Annotated in this window: 17 protein-coding genes; 11 read left to right on the top strand and 6 right to left on the bottom strand. The window is 54.2% G+C overall.

Annotated features, from left to right (window positions below; translation table 11 throughout):
- Nucleotides 1–122: 122 nt before the first annotated feature.
- Both LNA76_RS13485 and LNA76_RS13490 read left to right on the top strand, forming a co-directional pair.
- A complete protein-coding gene (locus LNA76_RS13485) occupies nucleotides 123–1,007 on the top strand; it encodes a LysR substrate-binding domain-containing protein (RefSeq protein ID WP_230019263.1) in 885 nt (294 codons plus the stop codon).
- A gap of 140 nt (nucleotides 1,008–1,147) precedes the next feature.
- Nucleotides 1,148–2,794: a long-chain-fatty-acid--CoA ligase gene (locus LNA76_RS13490; RefSeq protein WP_094197688.1), complete on the top strand. Its 1,647-nt coding sequence runs from the start codon at nucleotides 1,148–1,150 to the stop codon at nucleotides 2,792–2,794.
- 411 nt (nucleotides 2,795–3,205) lie between these two features.
- Here the strand turns inward: LNA76_RS13490 and LNA76_RS13495 are convergent, their stop codons facing one another.
- Complete coding sequence (locus tag LNA76_RS13495) at nucleotides 3,206–4,510, bottom strand: hypothetical protein (RefSeq protein WP_230019264.1); 1,305 nt, start codon at nucleotides 4,508–4,510, stop codon at nucleotides 3,206–3,208.
- 299 nt (nucleotides 4,511–4,809) lie between these two features.
- The gene (locus LNA76_RS13500) at nucleotides 4,810–5,427 is read right to left on the bottom strand and encodes a LysE family translocator (protein WP_230019265.1); all 618 of its coding nucleotides are present in this window, start codon (nucleotides 5,425–5,427) and stop codon (nucleotides 4,810–4,812) included.
- Between the two features lie 362 nt (nucleotides 5,428–5,789).
- On the opposite strand from LNA76_RS13500, the gene LNA76_RS13505 reads away from it, so the two are divergent.
- The 8 genes from LNA76_RS13505 to LNA76_RS13540 all read left to right on the top strand — a co-directional run bounded on the left by LNA76_RS13505 (nucleotide 5,790) and on the right by LNA76_RS13540 (nucleotide 12,372).
- On the top strand, nucleotides 5,790–6,647 hold the full coding sequence (locus tag LNA76_RS13505) for a LysR substrate-binding domain-containing protein (protein ID WP_108728564.1): 858 nt from the start codon (nucleotides 5,790–5,792) through the stop codon (nucleotides 6,645–6,647).
- A 154-nt stretch (nucleotides 6,648–6,801) separates the two neighbouring features.
- Nucleotides 6,802–7,125, top strand: a complete 324-nt coding sequence (locus tag LNA76_RS13510; protein WP_230019266.1) for an ArsR/SmtB family transcription factor — start codon at nucleotides 6,802–6,804, stop codon at nucleotides 7,123–7,125.
- 91 nt (nucleotides 7,126–7,216) lie between these two features.
- Nucleotides 7,217–8,506 (top strand): arsenic transporter, encoded by a 1,290-nt coding sequence (locus tag LNA76_RS13515; protein WP_125277704.1) that lies wholly within the window; start codon nucleotides 7,217–7,219, stop codon nucleotides 8,504–8,506.
- Between the two features lie 24 nt (nucleotides 8,507–8,530).
- Nucleotides 8,531–8,962 carry an arsenate reductase (glutaredoxin) gene (arsC, locus tag LNA76_RS13520; protein ID WP_094197694.1) on the top strand — a complete coding sequence of 144 codons (432 nt, stop codon included), beginning with the start codon at nucleotides 8,531–8,533 and terminating at the stop codon, nucleotides 8,960–8,962.
- Nucleotides 8,931–9,665: an arsenical resistance protein ArsH gene (gene arsH / locus LNA76_RS13525; RefSeq protein ID WP_442778985.1), complete on the top strand. Its 735-nt coding sequence runs from the start codon at nucleotides 8,931–8,933 to the stop codon at nucleotides 9,663–9,665. The genes arsC and arsH overlap by 32 nt, the downstream gene beginning before the upstream one ends.
- A gap of 146 nt (nucleotides 9,666–9,811) precedes the next feature.
- Nucleotides 9,812–10,480 (top strand): response regulator transcription factor, encoded by a 669-nt coding sequence (locus LNA76_RS13530; protein ID WP_094197695.1) that lies wholly within the window; start codon nucleotides 9,812–9,814, stop codon nucleotides 10,478–10,480.
- On the top strand, nucleotides 10,477–11,868 hold the full coding sequence (locus LNA76_RS13535) for an ATP-binding protein (protein WP_230019267.1): 1,392 nt from the start codon (nucleotides 10,477–10,479) through the stop codon (nucleotides 11,866–11,868). Before LNA76_RS13530 ends, LNA76_RS13535 begins: the two co-directional genes overlap by 4 nt.
- Nucleotides 11,869–11,964: 96 nt before the next feature.
- Nucleotides 11,965–12,372 (top strand): YgiW/YdeI family stress tolerance OB fold protein, encoded by a 408-nt coding sequence (locus LNA76_RS13540; protein WP_094197697.1) that lies wholly within the window; start codon nucleotides 11,965–11,967, stop codon nucleotides 12,370–12,372.
- 342 nt (nucleotides 12,373–12,714) lie between these two features.
- Here LNA76_RS13540 and LNA76_RS13545 read toward each other — a convergent pair whose 3' ends face one another.
- From LNA76_RS13545 to LNA76_RS13560, 4 genes are read right to left on the bottom strand one after another with little or no spacing between them, the layout of a single operon-like run.
- Nucleotides 12,715–13,941 carry an aminotransferase class I/II-fold pyridoxal phosphate-dependent enzyme gene (locus tag LNA76_RS13545; RefSeq protein ID WP_230019268.1) on the bottom strand — a complete coding sequence of 409 codons (1,227 nt, stop codon included), beginning with the start codon at nucleotides 13,939–13,941 and terminating at the stop codon, nucleotides 12,715–12,717.
- A gap of 10 nt (nucleotides 13,942–13,951) precedes the next feature.
- Nucleotides 13,952–15,166: an MFS transporter gene (locus LNA76_RS13550; protein ID WP_230019269.1), complete on the bottom strand. Its 1,215-nt coding sequence runs from the start codon at nucleotides 15,164–15,166 to the stop codon at nucleotides 13,952–13,954.
- Between the two features lie 39 nt (nucleotides 15,167–15,205).
- Nucleotides 15,206–15,928, bottom strand: coding sequence for a TenA family transcriptional regulator (locus tag LNA76_RS13555; RefSeq protein WP_094197700.1), 723 nt, complete (start codon nucleotides 15,926–15,928; stop codon nucleotides 15,206–15,208).
- 24 nt (nucleotides 15,929–15,952) lie between these two features.
- Nucleotides 15,953–16,459, bottom strand: a complete 507-nt coding sequence (locus LNA76_RS13560) for a GNAT family N-acetyltransferase (protein ID WP_094197701.1) — start codon at nucleotides 16,457–16,459, stop codon at nucleotides 15,953–15,955.
- Nucleotides 16,460–16,672: 213 nt separating this feature from the next.
- Between LNA76_RS13560 and LNA76_RS13565 the strand changes: the two genes are divergently transcribed.
- On the top strand, nucleotides 16,673–17,659 hold the full coding sequence (locus LNA76_RS13565) for a GlxA family transcriptional regulator (RefSeq protein WP_094197702.1): 987 nt from the start codon (nucleotides 16,673–16,675) through the stop codon (nucleotides 17,657–17,659).
- Nucleotides 17,660–17,756 lie beyond the last annotated feature (97 nt).

Raw genomic sequence — 17,756 nt, forward strand, 5'->3', positions numbered from 1 at the left:
CTTGTTCACGGCAGTCGTCCTTGAGGTTTGTAGGAGGAATGCCGACATAGTAGAAAGATCACATTGCCTTCATATTATGGATTTAAGATTCAAAACATCAGTTATCTATAGATGGAGTCTATATGTCTGCCGCACGCCTACGTGCCTTTCTGGCTGTTGCCCGCCATGGCAGTTTCAGCGCCGGGGCCCGCGCCCTGGGATTGGCCCAACCCACCGTAACCAAGCAAGTACAGGGGCTGGAACAGCAACATGATGTGGAGTTGTTTCATCGTCGGGGCAGAGGTGTCCAACTGACCCAGGTGGGGATGGCGCTGCTGCCGGTCGCGCAGCAACTGGGCGCACTGGAAGTCGATGCCTTCAACCTGCTGCATGACAGTGGAAAACTGCACGTAGGCCGACTGCGTATTGGCGCAGTCGGCCCTTTTCATGTCATTGAAATGGTGGAGGCCTATCACCGACTGTTTCCCGGCGTGGACATCTCTATTCATATGGGAAACTCAGCACAGGTGCTGGCCGATCTGGCCGACTACGCCACCGATATTGCCGTGCTGGCCGGAGCCAGCGAGGATGCGGCCTTTCACACCGAACACTACGCCAGCCATGCTGTCATTTTGTTCGCCCCCTTGTCACACCCTTTGGCCCAACACGACAGTGTGCCTTTAGCTGCCTTGCAGGACGCTCCCTTGCTGCAGCGGGAATCGGGCTCCACCACACGCGCCTGCCTGGAAGCAGCACTGGAAAAAGAAAATGTCCGGCCCCGTGCCGTCATGGAAATTGGCAGCCGGGAAGCCTTGCGTGAAGCCGTCGCCCGAGGACTGGGCGTGGGGACGGTGTCCGAGGCGGAGTTCATCCCGGACCATCGTTTCAAAGCGGTTCGTATTCAAGGCGATCCCGTGCGCACCGACACCTATTTGTATTGTCTGACCGAACGCCGGGAGAGCCGAATGATTGCCCAATTTTTCACTGAGGCTTTGGGATTACGCAAGCAAATACAAACGCCGACATAGACGTATTTGTGAGCTTTCGGCTACTGTGCATAAGAAGGCCATGACAGTCAGCGATGGGTTTCGTCCATTTTCTGCGCGTAGACTCACCGTCTGAAGGCCCGTCAGTTTTGTTTGATTGACCCCCAGGGAGGACGAAAACCATGCTTGGCATGATGATGAATACCCCGCTGTTAGTGTCATCCATACTGCGTCATGCGGCCAACTACCACGCAGACCGCGAAGTTGTCTCACAAACGGTAGAAGGCCATATCCACCGCTACACCTATGCAGACCTGTCCAAGCGCAGCCAAAAACTGGCCAATGCGCTTCAGAAAATGGGCTTGCAGCAAGGAGACCGCGTAGGCACCCTGGCCTGGAACGGCTATCGTCACCTGGAGCTGTATTACGGCGTCTCAGGCTCCGGGCTGGTATGTCATACCATCAACCCGCGTCTGTTTCAGGATCAAATCGGCTACATCATTGAACACGCTGGCGACAGCGTCCTGTTTGCTGACCTGAGCTTCCTGCCGATTTTGGAGGCTCTGGCCGAGCCCTTATCCAAGCTCAAAGCCGTGGTCATCATGACGGACGAAGAGCACATGCCCAAGTCAGAATTGCTACCCAATCTGACCTGCTACGAAACTCTGATCGCCAACGAACCAGACGAATTCGACTGGCCGGTGTTTGACGAGAACACGGCATCGGGCCTGTGCTACACCTCCGGCACCACGGGCAACCCCAAAGGCGTGCTCTACAGCCATCGCTCCACCATCTTGCATGCCTTTGCCTTGAGCATGCCCGATGCCCTGTGCCTGTCGGCCTCCGATACCATTACCCCGATTGTGCCCATGTTTCACGTCAACGCCTGGGGCCTGCCTTACGCTGCCTTGATGGTGGGCGCCAAACTGGTCTTGCCCGGTCCAAAACTGGACGGCGCCAGCCTGCACACCTTGTTTGAAAATGAAGGCGTCACCATGACGGCCGGTGTACCTACCGTCTGGCTAGGCCTGCTGGACTGGATGCAGGCCAATGGCAAAACCTTCAGCAGCCTGCAACGTCTGGTCATTGGCGGTTCATCTGCACCACCCGTCATGATTACCCGCTTCCAGAAGCTGGGCGTAAAAGTGCGCCACGCCTGGGGCATGACTGAAACCAGCCCCGTCGGTCTGGCCGCCGCCTTGCTGCCCCAGCACGAATCCTTGCCTGAGAACGAAAAACTCAAACTGCTGGCCAAACAAGGGCGTCCGCTCTTTGGCGTCGAGTTCCGGGTAGATGGCGACGATGGCCAGCCCATTGCGCGCGACGGCAAAATGTTTGGTGCCATGATGGTGCGCGGCCCCTGGATTGCCAGCGCTTACTTCAACAATCAGGACAGTTCCGCCCACACAAAAGATGGCTGGTTCAATACAGGCGATGTGGTCACCATCGATAAAGACGGATTTATCCAGATCGTGGACCGCACAAAAGACGTGGTGAAATCCGGTGGTGAATGGATCAGCTCGATCGAGCTGGAAAACATTGCTCAGGCTCACCCGGCAATCAAGGAAGCCGCCGTGGTGGCCAAGCCTGACGAGCGCTGGGGCGAGCGCCCGGTTCTGGTGGTGCAATTGCAAGACGATGCCACCTTCACCAAGCAGGACATGATTGATCTGTTTACAGAACAAGTCTCCAAATGGAGCATTCCTGACGAGCTGATCGTGGTAGATGAACTGCCCCACACGGCAACCGGCAAACTCTTGAAAACCGCTATTCGCAAGCTGATTCAAGAAGATCTGGACAAACTGGCTACGCAAAACAAGGTGGTTTAAGCGACGCCTAGGCAGGCATCAAACCCAGCGTCAGACAGCACAATCAAGGAGCCAATCTAGGCGGCCTTGAAGTGCGATAGCAAACTGCCCTCCGAAGGTGTGGATAGTTATCCAACTTTCGGGGGGCAGTTTTTTTGCTTGTACCTTTACCTTGGCTTTTGCCAGGATCAGAGACATAGGCTTGGGTTCTGGCTATGGCTATGGCTATGGTCGCTCTGTTTCAAGGCACTTAGCACTGAAATAGCAAGGCTTCTGTGAAGAACACCGCTTTAGCAGCAGCCTGAACATAATTCATTTTTGTGCAAATGGAAGACTCAGACTGCTGCGCTTACTACTGCTAACCCACGTCTTTCCTGCAAATTACCCGCTGCACGCAAGCTGCTGATGACCAGCCTCAACAGCAGGGCCTTTTCAAGGATGAACAGGGGTAGGAATGTCCCAGATATTCAGGCCCGCATTCTCACGCTCCCACGCCCTTACAGAGAACTTGGCACGGTTGAACAGGCCCAGATAGTTTTCATAGCGAATCTTGTTACCGACTTCCACAGGCAGTTCTCCCAGGAAGTCCCGCATCTTGGACAAGTCCGCGTGATACTGCTCTGGCGACATCAAGCCACCCGGCGTCACAGACGTGGGAGGGGTCGATTCAAAGCGGTTACGCGTGAAGATCACCACATCCGAGCCCCACAGAATCCGGTTTTGGTATTCCTTGAAGAAATTCAGCCAATCCTGGCGGCTGGGCATTCCGGGTTCGGGGTGAAGCATATAGTCCTGCACCAGATCCCAGGAAATATCGGTAGACCAGCTTGGGCAAGCATCCAACACTTTCTTTACGCGCGTAATGTGATCCTGAGTCGGCTTCACAAAACGCCCCAATCCAGTATGCGCCCATACCACTCTGGCCTTGGGTGCATGTCCGCACACATGTTTCAAACCCTCCACATAGTCCTGATCGGGATAGGCATGCTCCAGCTCACCCTGATAATTGACCTCTACCCGGTACATATCGTTGTGCAAAATCGCGACCAGGCCAATTTCCTCGATCGTTTTGAACAGATACTCCAGGGATTCGGAATAGAGCGACACCTTGCTGCCATCACCCGCGTCCGGAGGCAAGGGCACGGAGGGCGCCTTGGTTTGCTCTACCGTTTCACCGGCTAGTTTGCTGGACACCAGCTCCTTGTGAATGGTGAATTCGCCCACCCCGGCAAACACGCCTGGAAAACTAAGCACCGCACGCTTGATATGTTGCGAGGCATAGACGTCCATTGGGTTGAACGCCGTGATCATGACATCCAGTTTTTCCTGATACTGGGGTGGCAGCCGCTCGTACTCGCGGGCAAACATGGCATCGACAAAGGAGTAGTAATACAGGTCGGCCTTAGGGCCAATATAGTAATTGGGCCCGTACATCTGATTGCCAGGGCCCGGAGCCTGATAGAGCTCGAACCCATCCCAACGCTGCTGCAAAGGAATAGGCATGATGGTCGAGCGCACAATCTGCTGCAAATTGCCGCCCATATACCTTTCTGCATATTCCTTTAAAGGAATCCCCTGCATGGCATAGTTGGATGCATGGAAATGTACGTCCGCATAAAGCTGGCTGGTATCCAGCCTGGGTTCCGGGCTTTGGGCCACAGCATGGCCCTGCAAGGCAGCCAATAAAATCAGACCGTAACCCGCTACTGTTTTTGCGTTTATATGATGACAAGTCATTCGTGTCTCCCTATCTACAAGTCGTGTGCAAAACCTGATACTGCAACTTGTCGATAATACCGACACACCCATCCATAAATAACAAAAAATAACAGATATTCTTTTTTAAACTTTATTTATATTATTTTCTATCTATTTAAATTTTCAATATTAATTGCCGTACAAAAAAAATCACCACAATAACAAAAAAACCCAACCATAATTTCAAAAAACAATTAACAACAACTTATTAAAACCTGAACAATCAGGCTATTCACACCGCTTGGCTATCCAACTCAACGCCATCAAGCAAGCCACCCCTAGGAGACAGAATTGGCAAATAGCAGTGATGCACCCAGACCCAGCAAGGCTACACCAATTCCCTTGTCCAGCCATCTTTGCCGAGCCAGCATGGCGGCCCGCAAGCGTTTATCTGAAAACACCAGAGCCACCACGCTGAACCAGACCCAATGAGCAAAGGACATCCAGAAACCATAGGCAAAATTCAGCCAGAATGGTGCATTCGGCTGTACCAACTGAGTAAAAGTCGCCACCACAAACAACATGGTTTTAGGATTCAAGGCATTGGTTAAAAAACCCATACCAAACGCCTGCCAGGCGGTGGGCACACAAACTGCTTGACCATCGGTATCAGGCACAGCGCGGTTACTGAAAGACTGATAGCCCAGGTACATCAAGTACGCCGCCCCCACCACCTTCATCATCCAAAACAGAGTGGGAGATTGAGTAATCAGAATCGCTACCCCCAACACCGTGTAAACCACGTGCACTTGCACGCCGGCCGCAATGCCCAAGGCTGAAATCAGACCAGTCTTGCGACCAAAGGAATAGCCATTACGAGTGACCATGGCAAAGTCTGGGCCTGGGCTGATCACAGCCAGGATAGTAATGGTGGCAACCGCCAACAGTTCATGCATATTTAACAAGCCTAAGTTTGATGAAATCGGCGTTATGAACGACTGTTCATACAGCCAGAATGCAGTATCAGTCCTACACTCCTACTAATGGAAAAATCTCTGCCCACAGGACCTCACTGTCGAAAAACAGATTTCTCTCAGAAACAGAGAATATTTTCAGATAATTTATGGCTACATCTAACTTTCAAGTTATTTTTTATTCCTGCTCCAACAACGAATATTTCGTCAAACTCAGAAAATTCATTAGCCAAAAAATTATTTATTTCGTCCCAATCTCGCCATCACAGGATGTCATTATTGATAATCCTGTGCTAATTTAAAAACGATAATTACTGCATCATTTCTGTGAGTTTTCATCGACTATGCAAATTCCCAACCTCACGGCTTTTCGCTACTTTGATACGGCGGCTCAGGCAGGCAGTTTTGTGCAGGCAGCGCAAGTACTCCATGTCACGCACGGCGCTGTCAGCCGACAAATTCGTGCACTGGAAGAATCGCTGGGAGTCGAGCTGTTTGAAAGGCGCAATCGGGCCGTATTTCTGACGCCTGCAGGTCGCCAGCTCTTGCATGTCACCGCCCCTATGTTTGAACGCCTGGAAGATGTTGTTCACCAACTGCAACAAAGCCAGCGCGAACATGCCTTGGCCGTCTCCTGCGAGCCCACTATTGCCATGAAGTGGCTGATTCCGCGTCTGGGGGGTTTCCAGGCCTTGCACCCCAATATCACCGTGCATCTGATTACAGCCGGAGGGCCGGTGAACTTCGCGCAAATGGGGGTGGATCTGGCCATACGCCGCGACGACTTTCATTGGGCGGACTCGGTCTGCGGCCTGAAGTTATGCGAGGAGCGAATAGGACCTGTCTGCCAAGCGCAATACCCCCACACGCAGGACACGGCCCAACAGGTGCTGATACAGAGCAGTTCTCGACCCCAGGCCTGGGCCACTTGGGCGCGACTTAGTGGCCAGCCCATACGCGCTGCCAACAAGCTGGAACTGGAACATTTTTATTTGTGTATTCAGGCGGCCTTGTCCGGGCAAGGCATGGCGATCGTGTCGCATCTGATGGTGGAGGACGAATTGCAAAGCGGCCAGCTTATCGCCCCGCAGGGTTTTATCCCCGACGGCTCGGCGTACTACCTGCTCTCCCCGCAGGCTCTGGATCAAAACCCACGTGCAGAAGTCTTTGCTGACTGGTTGAGCGAGCAGATGGCGACATAGCCCTACTCACAGACAGCACCAGACACCTTACGGTGCCCTCCCAAAACACAATCATGGCTTTGCCTTTGCCATCCGCGTAGACAAATAGTCTGAAAAAACCACCAGTACACAAATCAACTATTCAATAATTGTTGAATTATTGTATTATATGCCCATGGAAGAATCTCACGTTATCCGCTCCCTGGCCGCCTTGGCCCACGAAGCCCGCCTGCGGGTATTTCGCGCACTGGTTGTAGCCGGTGCGTCCGGGCTGACACCCGGCACCTTGGCCGAACAGTTAAGCATCGCTCCCAATGCCCTGTCCTTTCATTTGAAAGAACTCAGTAATGCCGGCTTGATTCATAGCGAGCGCCAAGGCCGTAACCTGCTCTACAGCGCCACCTTTCCCGCCATGAACGATCTACTGGCCTACCTGACTGAGAACTGCTGTCAGGGTGAACACTGCCTTACAGCGCCCAACTTGTGCCAACGCCCCTAAAAAAGCCAACTAACACCGATTCAATTCAACCAACCGCTTGTTGGCCTAATACCCAAGGCCTGACCGCCTGCCCCTGACGACAAAATTTGCCATGCTCACATCTGTCCTGATTTTCCTTGCCACCCTGATCTTGGTCATCTGGCAACCCAAAGGCTTGGGCATAGGCTGGAGCGCCTCTCTGGGCGCGGCCGCGGCCCTACTTTCAGGTGTGGTGCAGTGGAGCGATCTGGCTGTGGTGTGGGGTATCGTCTGGAATGCAACCGCTACTTTTATAGCAATCATTATCATCAGCCTGGTGCTGGATGAAGCCGGTTTCTTTGAATGGGCCGCACTGCACGTTGCCCGTTGGGGGGCAGGCAGTGGACGCAGGCTTTTTGCATTTATCGTGATTCTGGGCGCTGCCGTGTCTGCCCTGTTTGCCAACGATGGCGCTGCCCTGATTCTGACGCCTATTGTCATGGCCATGTTGCTGGCCTTGGGCTTCTCGCCCGCCGCGACCTTGGCCTTTGTCATGGCGGCAGGGTTTATTGCCGACACGGCCAGCTTGCCACTGGTCGTCTCCAACCTGGTCAACATTGTCTCGGCCGACTATTTCAAACTGGGCTTCACGGACTACGCCGCCATCATGGTGCCCGTCAATATCGTGTCCGTGCTGGCCAGCCTGCTCGTCTTGATCTTGTATTTCCGACGTGACATTCCTGCCCAATATCGCCTTGAGCAGTTGAAACCACCCGCACAAGCCATTACGGACATGGCGACCTTCAAGGCAGGCTGGATCGTGCTGGCTTTACTGCTGACAGGTTTTTTCGCACTGGAGCCCTTGGGGATTCCCGTCAGTGTCGTTGCCGCTGCCGGAGCCATCATTGTGCTGACGGTTGCCGCTCGTGGCACAGTCATCAGCACAAGGAAAGTGCTGCGCGGTGCGCCCTGGCAAATCGTCGTGTTCTCGCTGGGCATGTATCTGGTGGTGTATGGCCTACGTAATGCCGGGCTGACCAACCATCTGGCCCTGCTGCTCGATGAGTTCGCCCAGGCTGGCGTGTGGGGAGCCGCCATGGGCACAGGCGTCCTGTCTGCCCTGTTGTCCTCGGTCATGAACAATATGCCCACGGTCCTGGTCACGGCCCTGTCCATTGATGCTTCCAGCGCCCAGGGCGCCGTCAAAGAAGCCATGATCTACGCCAATGTCATCGGCAGTGACCTGGGGCCCAAATTCACACCCATAGGCAGTCTGGCCACCTTGCTCTGGTTGCACGTACTGGCCCAGAAAGGCACAAAAATTAGCTGGGGCTACTACTTCAAGGTAGGAGCCATCCTGACCACCCCCGTCTTGCTGATCACTCTGGCGGCCTTGGCCCTACGGCTAGGTATCGCCCACTAACCCCCTGACATCGAGCACAAGGCCATGAGCAACATCACCATCTATCACAACCCCGCCTGCGGCACCTCGCGCAATACCCTGGGCCTGATCCGCAATAGTGGTCAAGAGCCCACCATCATCGAGTACCTGCAAACACCACCAGACCGCGCCACACTGATCAGGCTGATAACAGACTGCGGCCTGAGCGTACGCGAAGTCCTGCGCCAAAAAGGAACACCTTATGAAGAGCTGCAACTGGGCGACCCCAAATGGAGTGATGAACAACTGATTGATTTCATGTTGCTGCACCCCATTCTGATCAACCGTCCCATTGTGGTCACACCGCTGGGCACACGCTTGTGCCGCCCTTCGGAACAGGTGCTTGAAATACTGCCCCAGCCGCAGCAAGGCGCATTCCGGAAAGAGGACGGCCAAGCCGTCATTGATGAAAAAGGACAAAGAATTGAGCCAGCCTGACTTAGCCAATCTGGACGAGCACGCTTTTACGAGCCCGACACTGTCAGAGTTGCCGCCTCCAAGGCGGGCTACGCATGCGCCTCGAATTCTGCTTTTGTACGGCTCTTTGAGGGAACGCTCCTATAGCCGATTGTTGACGCAAGAGGCGGCGCGACTGCTGAACGCAATGGGTGCCGAAACCAAGATCTTTGACCCACACCAGTTGCCTTTGCCCGATGGCGCAACAGATGAGCACCCCAAAGTGCAGGAACTGCGTCAATGTGTACAGTGGGCCGAGGGCATGGTCTGGACTTCGCCCGAGCGACACGGTGCCATGAGCAGTGTCCTGAAAGCACAAATTGACTGGATTCCGTTAAGCATCGGCTCCGTACGCCCAACGCAAGGCAAAACACTGGCGCTCATGCAAGTCTCTGGCGGGTCCCAGTCCTTTAACGCCTTGAACCAGATGCGCGTCCTGGGCCGCTGGATGCGCCTGATCACCATTCCCAACCAGTCCTCCGTTGCCAAAGCCTTTCTGGAATTTGACGACCAAGGCCGCATGAAACCCTCCCCCTACTACGATAGGGTGGTCGATGTCATGGAAGAACTGATCAAACTCACCTTGCTGACACGCGACTGTGCGGATTATCTGGTCGATAGATACAGCGAACGCAAGGAGACGGCACAGGAACTGTCAGCGCGGGTACAACAGCGCAGCATCTAGCACCCTGATCAGGGCGGGAAACACAGAGTCTGCCTGCTTTTACAATACAAAGCAGCCGTACAAGCCCTTCTGCGCTTGCGGCTGCTTTGCGCCATGCCTCACACTAGCATCAGATTCCCTTCATCTTTCCCTGCCAGGCTGTGCATATGCGTATTCTCTTAATCGAAGACGATTCCTCGCTGGGCAGTTCCTTGCAGTCCTGGCTACATATGGACGGCTATGCTGTGGACTGGTTACAACGCGGCGATCAAGTTGCCACGGCCTTGGCAACCCATACCTATCAATGCATCCTGCTGGATCGGGGCCTGCCCGGCCTGGACGGCGATGCCGTTTTGCGTAGCTTGCGAGGAGCTGGTAGTCCTCATGCCCACGTTCCCGTCATTGTGATCACCGCACGCGATACCTTGGCAGACCGAGTGCAGGGCCTGGATCTGGGAGCAGACGACTATCTGGTCAAGCCGTTTGACCTGGAAGAACTATCCGCACGAGTACGCGCGGCCTTGCGTCGCAGCGCAGCACAGGCCAGCTCCGAATGGCGTCACGGTCCCGTCGCCATTGACCCGACAGCCAAGCGTGTCACATTGAACGATCAGCCTGTGGCTGTAACCGCACGCGAATTTGCTGTTCTGCAGGCCTTGATGCACCACCCCACCCATATTTTGAGCCGCGCTCAGCTTGAAGAAGCCCTCTATGGCTGGAGCGAGGAAGTGGAGAGCAACGCGATCGAAGTCCATATTTACAATCTGCGCAAGAAACTGGGCAGTGACTTCATTGTCACTGTACGCAATCAAGGCTATGTGCTGGCCCCCGCATGAAACATCTGCTCCGTAAACTGACGCGTACCCGCTCCAGCCCGAATGCTTCGGCATCACGCCCGCAAGGCTGGTCCCTACGGCGTCGTCTGCTGCTGACCGTAATGGGAACCAGTATTGGCCTGTGGCTGGTCAGCCTTTCCATTGTGGTCAGTGTCGCCTGGCACGCTACCGGTGATGTTCTTGATGACGCACTGGAGGAAGGTGCCCGTCTGGTCTTGATGTTGGACCCGCAGGAGACTTCACCCGGATCCAATACAACGGGCACAGGCCTGAACCGTGACGAGGCGCTCAAACTGCGCATGTACTACCAGTTGGTCGCGGCAGATGGCCGTGTGCTGCTGCGCGGCGACGACACACCTGAAACGGCTTTTTTACCGCAGGCACACAGCAAGCAAACCACCACCGTCCGGGTCGATGATGAACTCTGGCGGGTTTACGTGCGCCCTGGGTCGGCAGGCGTGACCGCCCAGGTCGCCCAACCTATGGAAGAGCGTCTGGAACTGCTGGAGGATATGGCAGAAAATCTAGCCTGGCCCGTGTTGGGACTGCTGGCGCTGCTGGGCCTGTCAAGCTGGTTCCTGATCCGACGCCTGATGCGTCCTTTGGAAGATACCGTCAAACGCATCAACGCCAAATCCCCCGATGACCTCACGCCCGTGCAGGGTGGCCATCCGCCCCGTGAACTGCAGGCCATGCTCGATGCCCTCAACACCTTGATGGCACGTCTATCCACAGCACTGGAAAGTGAGCGGCGCTTTACCGCCGATGCCGCCCACGAACTGCGTACCCCTTTGGCTGGGCTGCGCATGCGCGTTCAATTAATTGAACGCGAACTGCAACTACCTGATGCCCATCTACAGCAATTACGCGCTGATCTGGATCGCTGCACCGCCCTGGTAGAAAGTCTGCTCGCCCTGACAAGACTGGAACCACAGGCAGAACCTCTGAAACGTGAAACCGTAGACCTGAATCAAATCCTGGACAACCTTAGCCCATCCCTGCCCTCGGTGTCAGTGAACATGGAAAGAGCCTTGGCCGTGACAAGCTTGCAGGCTGCGCCGGTATTGTTAAGCAGCGCCTTACGCAACCTGATTGGCAATGCCATTCGCTACGGCGGCGCAGGCGTCCGGGTACGAATCGAAACGACACGCAGACACGATGGCGGTGTACGCCTTGCGGTCCGGGACAAGGGGCCTGGCGTTCCCCTCGAACAACGGGCCAGACTGGGAGAACGGTTTTTTCGCGTACTGGGCACCGGCCAAGCCGGCAACGGCCTGGGCTTGTCTATCGTGGCCCGCATCGCGGCCTTGCACAATGCCAAATTGTCCTTTGAAGATGGGCTGGACGGCCAGGGCCTGAGTGTCATACTGGATTTTCCACCCCGTTAAGAGTCTTAAGATTGCCTTCAGGTTCAGGAGTTCTACTAACACTATTCCGCAATCGGCGGAACATTGACCCGATAACCCGATACAGGAAACCCAATCATGCGATTCACTTTACCTACCCTCGCCGCCGTCCTTGCCCTGAGCGCCAGCGCTGCTATCGCACAACCCGCCAGCTACACCGGCCCAAACAATGCACCCCAGGCGAGCAGCGCCGCTGGCTCTTATTCCGGCCCCAACAATGTGCCACTAATGACCGTCAAGCAGTTGCTGGAGACCGGCCGCGACGACCAAATCGCACGTTTACAAGGTCGTCTGGTCTCGTTTGAAGGCGATGAACGCTACATTTTTGAAGATGCCACCGGCCGTATAACCGTGGAGATCGACAACGAAGACTTCCCGGCTGGCCAGACCATCAGTGCTGAGCAAAAAGTGGAACTGACTGGGGAATTCGACAAAGGCCTGCGCAAGACGGAGTTTGAAGTCGACCGCCTGAGTCTGCTGCCTTAAGCTTGCCTAGTCAGGTGTCCCAATGAAACTGGTGCCGGATGAGCTCAAACCAATTGGCTTATCCGGTAACAGGATCCCAGTCAACCGTCACCGTGATAATGACCTATCCGCCTTTCAAGCACTTGCCAAAAGCCATCAACCACATGAACCACCAAAGGCGAGACCGTCAATCCGGCGGTCGCTCAGAACGGCGAAGTCAATCTGCAAGCTGAGCAACAAAGCGAACAAGCCAATAAAAACATACCAAAACCATTGCTTTCGGCGCCGCCCACCCTGTGACAGCACCAGCACATGGAAAGTCAGTACGGCTGAAAATAACAGTGTCAAAAACATCTGCCCCCCTCATTCCAGCGTCTCAAGCAAGGAGCATCCCTGCAAACTCTGACTCTTCTGCTCAAGAGCAATCTTGAGTGCCACATCAATGTCCTGCTGCAAATCGGCAAGCGATTCCAAACCTACGGACAAGCGCAGCAGATTATCCCCAATCCCGCAGCTCATACGATCCTCTGGTGACCAACGCCCCTGCGTCGTCGATGCTGGGTGCGTGACCATGCTGCGTGTGTCTCCAATATTGGTCGCGATTGAAATCAACTGCAAAGCATCCATACAAGCCCAAGCCTCTTTTTGGCTCATACCCACTTCAAAGCTGACTACCCCACCAAAACCGGCCTGCTGCGCGCAGGCAATTTCATGGCAGGGGTGCGACTCCAAGCCCGAGTAAAACACCGAACCTACCTTCGGATGCTTATCCAGCCAGCGCGCCATCGACAGTGTGTTAGCACTGATGCGCTGCATACGCAACTCAAGCGTCTCCAGGCTCTTGAGCAGTAACCATGCATTCATCGGACTCAAGCACGCTCCCTGCGAACGCAACACCGACCGCAGCGGCTGCATCAATGCATCGGCCCCACACACCACACCGGCAATGCACCGACCGTGACCATCCATATATTTACCGGCAGAATGCAATACCAGATCTGCACCTTGCCGCAATGGCCGCTGCAAAATAGGGGTCAGCATGGTGCTGTCTACCAGCAGCAATGCCCCATGGGCATGAGCCATGCGTGACAGCCGGGCAATATCGGCGACATGCTGCATCGGATTCGCTGGGGTTTCCACCATAACCAGGCATGTATCACTGTCGATCGCCTTTTCCCAAGCATCGTAATCCAGCATGCCGACGACACGCACTTCAATGCCATAGCGAGCAAAATGCTGGCGCAGCATGATCAAGGTCGTGCCAAACACATCACGTGCGCATACGATATTGCTACCACTCGCTGCAAACGCCATCACCACCGCTGACAGTGCCGCCATGCCGGATGCAAACGCCACCGCCGCTTCGGCCTCCTCCAGGAAGGCAACCCGCTGCTCGAACGTGTTGACTGTCGGATTGGTAAATCGACTATAGACATTGCCCGGTTCCGTCCCTCCAAAACGAGCGGCCGCCTCCCTCGCTGAGCTGAAAGAATAGGCAGACGTCAGCGCAAGCGGCTCACAAAAGCTGTCGGAAAAATCGGCATCCTGTCCAATCCTGAGCATTTGGGTAGCACGTTGGTCATTGAACATGATAGATATCTCAGCTGAATTCAGATTGAGTCCGTCGAAACACAACAGACGATAGAAAGAGTGAAGAAACACCAGCGATCGCAGTGAGCATTGCCAGGACCATCACCGTCGCCTGATAACTGCCCAGACGGTCATAGCCATAAGCACCTAATTGAGCGGATCCAAAAGCGCCTATCTGGTGAACCAGAAAAAGCATGCCAAATACCTGCCCCTTGACGGCGCCTCCATAGCGACCCAGACAGATCGCGGACGTCAATATGACAGTTCCGAGATAACTGGCCCCAAATACGGCGGCAAACACGTAGGTCGTCACTATTCCGGAGGGAGCCAATAGCAAAGTCATGGCCAGACAACGTAGTACGTAGAAAGCCGCCAGTAGTCGGTGCTGGGCAAAACGCACTGCCAACCAGCCAGCGGCCAAACCGCTAATCATTTCCAACACGCCAAACAGGCTCAGGCTCATCCCCATGCTGGAGCGGCTGACCCCGGCGTCCCGCCATAAAGGCACCAGATGCACGTCAATGAAGGCCATCGACGCTCCACATCCGAAGAAACCAAAGGCAAGGACATAAAAGCCAGGGTCACGCAACACGACAGGCCAGGTGCCAACGCGCTTCTCGGGGGCATTTCCAGCAGGCTCTTTCACAGGCAAGGGCACACGCGCACCTAACCAGAACAGCACCGCCAAAGGCCCCAGAAACAGCAGACCGACCACAGAAAATACCTGCTGCCAGTCGAAATGGGCTTGCAACCACAACCAGAATGGGGAAAGAACAATGAATCCAATGGCCGTGCCATTGGTGATCAAGGCATAAGCAAAACTTTTATGTCTCTGGTCGAACAATCGATCAACCAATATCCCCATGGGCACAAACGTCATCGCCGCAAGAGAAAACGCGGCCAGCAGCCCATACAGGATGACAAAAAGCCAATATTGATGAGGCATGAGGCCAAGCAAAAGGAAGGCGGCTCCTCCAAGCACGCTGCCGATCAATACGGTCCAAATAGGCCCAAAACGATCAGACAAGGCGCCGACCATCGGCGATACCAGCCCGGATACCAAAAGGAATACCCCGCCAACAAAACCAAAGTCTGATCGGCCGCGTTCAAAAGAGAGAGCCAGGTCATTGAAATAGACCTGGAAAACCCCTTTGAACGCGCTAGAGAGGAACATGGCCAAAAATCCCAACCCGACCAGAGAGCGGATCACATTCTTGTTTTGCATGAAGCAGCATCTACCCCAGTTTTTTAGTGGCGCACCCAATCAACTCAGACGAATGGTGCTGGGCTGGCAATACTCTCGATGCAGGTTGTCATACATATTCCAGAACAACTTGCAGGTATGGTCCACGGCCTCCAAGGCTTCTTTCTGCAATTTTTCAGTATTACAGAGCTCGGTCACCAAACTCAGCCCTTGCATGACATGGCCAACATCCTCTTCCTGGTGTACGGAAAAGAACAAAAGATCTTTTTCCTGCAAGCCGTAAACTTCTCCCAGCAAGGTGTGGCGCGCCTCCCCGGCCTTGGTCTCCAGGTTTTGGCCTTCGCTGGCAATCATGACGGCTGCCGCACCCACGTGGTAGCGCTGCGGATCCTCGACCGCTCTCAGTCGATAATCAATCAGCTCTTGCGTGGCGGGTAGCGGAGTTGCGGCGTCGCGCTCTTCATCACTAACTCCCAGGGCGCGAATAAAGTTCTGCATCAAAACGACGTGATTGTCTGTCTGGGAGAGGCGGCCCGTCTCTTCTTCATACACATTAACCAGCAAAGCCCGCTTGAATTTTGGGACCGGGCAATAGAAGAAAAGGTGCTCCACATAATGCAGAAAATGCTTGGTCAATTGATAACCTTGCAAAGCCACTTGCTTCAACAATTTCTTATTAGGCTGCTGCGTATTGAGCAATTCAATAAAGATAGGATGAGCCAAAGTAAGATGGCCATGCAATGTACTTTCAAGCTCATTTTTAAATTCTGACTTACTCAACATTTACAAGATCCTTTTTAAGAATTCCTAAATTCCCATGCGTTGGGCCAGCACTTCTATGGATTGCGACATGTAGTGACCCGCAAAAACCTGTCCGGCCACACGGGCATAGTCCGGTAAAATCCCCCAGGTCTGAAAACCATATCGAGTCCATAAACGATGTGCCCGAGACCCCTCGCGCACATCTAAAACAAACTGCTCGATGCCCAACTCCCGAGCTCGGCAGATCAAGGCTCGCAACGCCTGTTTTGGCAAACCCTGTCCACGAAACCCCGGAGCCACGACAGCCTTGGCTAACTCGGCACTATGTCGGCAATTGGGCATGCCACTCAAATTCATCATCACAAAGAAAGCGGGCTGACCTGCATAGGTCGCATACAAGGCTTGCGTATCGCCGTCTGCAACCCTGCGATTCAGAGCGTCCAGGAACATGTGCGCCTGCTCTCCCGAAAGCTCGGAGGCAAACCCCAGCGTGCCGTTATCAGCGACAGTCTTATTGATCAGCTCTAGCACCCCGGAGCCGGTTGATCCCATAAAAGCTGGATTCCAATGCAGCTCAATGACTCTTGATTCTTCCGCCACAAGGACAAATCCTTTCCATGTAAAAAGTTCTTGCTTAGCGTAGTTTTTCGACTGCCCAAGCTCCAGACTGTTTCAGGACATAAATAGAAAAAAAACACCATTAAAGAAAAAGAATAAAAGGCGATAACATGAGTCAATCAAATCAATGATTCATCCGAATAAGCCATGAAGCGGATTTTCTTTGTAATCCTTCCCCAGATGCACATCCTGGATCTGGGAGGGCCCATGCAGATCTTTGCCTCTCTAACAGAGCTGGATATAGCCGACATAAAAATCCAGTGTGTGGGACCGGAGTCCCACATACAAAGCTACCAAGGGCTTTGTCTGAACGCGATCGCGCCCCTCCCGAAACGTCTAATCGAAGGGGATGTCATTGTCGTAGTCGGAAGCAAAATCCAGGCCGAACTCCCCGCTACCTCAGCCCAGCAAAAAGTGACGCGATGGCTCAGTGAGATCGGAGGGAGGCTGCCGCCGGGAGTCTTGATCGCCAGCGTGTGCACGGGTGCTGTACAGCTGGCACAAGCAGGGCTGCTGGATGGCCGCCTCTGCACGACGCATCACAATCACCTCAAAATGCTGCAACAACTTGCGCCACAAGCGCGGGTTATCAACAAACGCATCCTTGTGCAGGATGGCCCGATCTACACCTCGGCTGGCGTTTCTGCGGGCATCGATCTGGCATTGCACTTGATCACTCAGTATTTCGGCAGCGCCATCAGCGCACGCATCGCGCGCGAAAATCTGATTCAATTTCGGCGTCTGGAAGCAGACCCGCAGTTAAGTGTCCATCTGAGCTATCGCAATCACCAGCACCCCTTGATTCATGCCGTGCAAGACTGGTTGGCACAGCAGACGACGGTCCAGACCCCGCTCAAGGAATCCTTATCAGCACAGTTTTCAGTCAGCTACAGGCATCTGAGCCGTCTGTTCATGAAAGAATGCGGCATCAGTCTGAAGCAATACCAACAAATCATGCGACTGGACCGATCGCGCCAATTATTTATGGATACCGACTGGTCTATTGAGCGAATTACCGAGCATTGCGGTTTCGCCAGCCTGCAATCATTTCGCGCCGCCTGGCGGCAACACGAAACACTGCCTCCGTCCAAATGGAGGGAGAAGCAAAGGCAACACTGTCCAGACCCGCGCTGATCTTGTTCTGCCCCCAGTCAGCGATCATTTTGTTTTGTAGTGACGACACAGAATCGGCCTGAAAATGAATTATTAATTTCACCGATCCTGTAAAAAA

Source organism: Alcaligenes sp. MMA, assembly GCF_020907215.1.
Taxonomy (GTDB): Bacteria; Pseudomonadota; Gammaproteobacteria; order Burkholderiales; family Burkholderiaceae_B; genus Alcaligenes; species Alcaligenes aquatilis.

Excerpts from the sequence above, each read along its gene's own strand:
- LNA76_RS13485 (WP_230019263.1), top strand. The coding sequence starts at position 123 with ATGTCTGCCGCACGCCTACGTGCCTTTCTGGCTGTTGCCCGCCATGGC.
- LNA76_RS13490 (WP_094197688.1), top strand. The coding sequence starts at position 1,148 with ATGCTTGGCATGATGATGAATACCCCGCTGTTAGTGTCATCCATACTG.
- LNA76_RS13495 (WP_230019264.1), bottom strand. The coding sequence starts at position 4,510 with ATGACTTGTCATCATATAAACGCAAAAACAGTAGCGGGTTACGGTCTG.
- LNA76_RS13500 (WP_230019265.1), bottom strand. The coding sequence starts at position 5,427 with ATGCATGAACTGTTGGCGGTTGCCACCATTACTATCCTGGCTGTGATC.
- LNA76_RS13505 (WP_108728564.1), top strand. The coding sequence starts at position 5,790 with ATGCAAATTCCCAACCTCACGGCTTTTCGCTACTTTGATACGGCGGCT.
- LNA76_RS13510 (WP_230019266.1), top strand. The coding sequence starts at position 6,802 with ATGGAAGAATCTCACGTTATCCGCTCCCTGGCCGCCTTGGCCCACGAA.
- LNA76_RS13515 (WP_125277704.1), top strand. The coding sequence starts at position 7,217 with ATGCTCACATCTGTCCTGATTTTCCTTGCCACCCTGATCTTGGTCATC.
- arsC (WP_094197694.1), top strand. The coding sequence starts at position 8,531 with ATGAGCAACATCACCATCTATCACAACCCCGCCTGCGGCACCTCGCGC.
- arsH (WP_442778985.1), top strand. The coding sequence starts at position 8,931 with ATGAAAAAGGACAAAGAATTGAGCCAGCCTGACTTAGCCAATCTGGAC.
- LNA76_RS13530 (WP_094197695.1), top strand. The coding sequence starts at position 9,812 with ATGCGTATTCTCTTAATCGAAGACGATTCCTCGCTGGGCAGTTCCTTG.
- LNA76_RS13535 (WP_230019267.1), top strand. The coding sequence starts at position 10,477 with ATGAAACATCTGCTCCGTAAACTGACGCGTACCCGCTCCAGCCCGAAT.
- LNA76_RS13540 (WP_094197697.1), top strand. The coding sequence starts at position 11,965 with ATGCGATTCACTTTACCTACCCTCGCCGCCGTCCTTGCCCTGAGCGCC.
- LNA76_RS13545 (WP_230019268.1), bottom strand. The coding sequence starts at position 13,941 with ATGTTCAATGACCAACGTGCTACCCAAATGCTCAGGATTGGACAGGAT.
- LNA76_RS13550 (WP_230019269.1), bottom strand. The coding sequence starts at position 15,166 with ATGCAAAACAAGAATGTGATCCGCTCTCTGGTCGGGTTGGGATTTTTG.
- LNA76_RS13555 (WP_094197700.1), bottom strand. The coding sequence starts at position 15,928 with ATGTTGAGTAAGTCAGAATTTAAAAATGAGCTTGAAAGTACATTGCAT.
- LNA76_RS13560 (WP_094197701.1), bottom strand. The coding sequence starts at position 16,459 with ATGGGATCAACCGGCTCCGGGGTGCTAGAGCTGATCAATAAGACTGTC.
- LNA76_RS13565 (WP_094197702.1), top strand. The coding sequence starts at position 16,673 with ATGAAGCGGATTTTCTTTGTAATCCTTCCCCAGATGCACATCCTGGAT.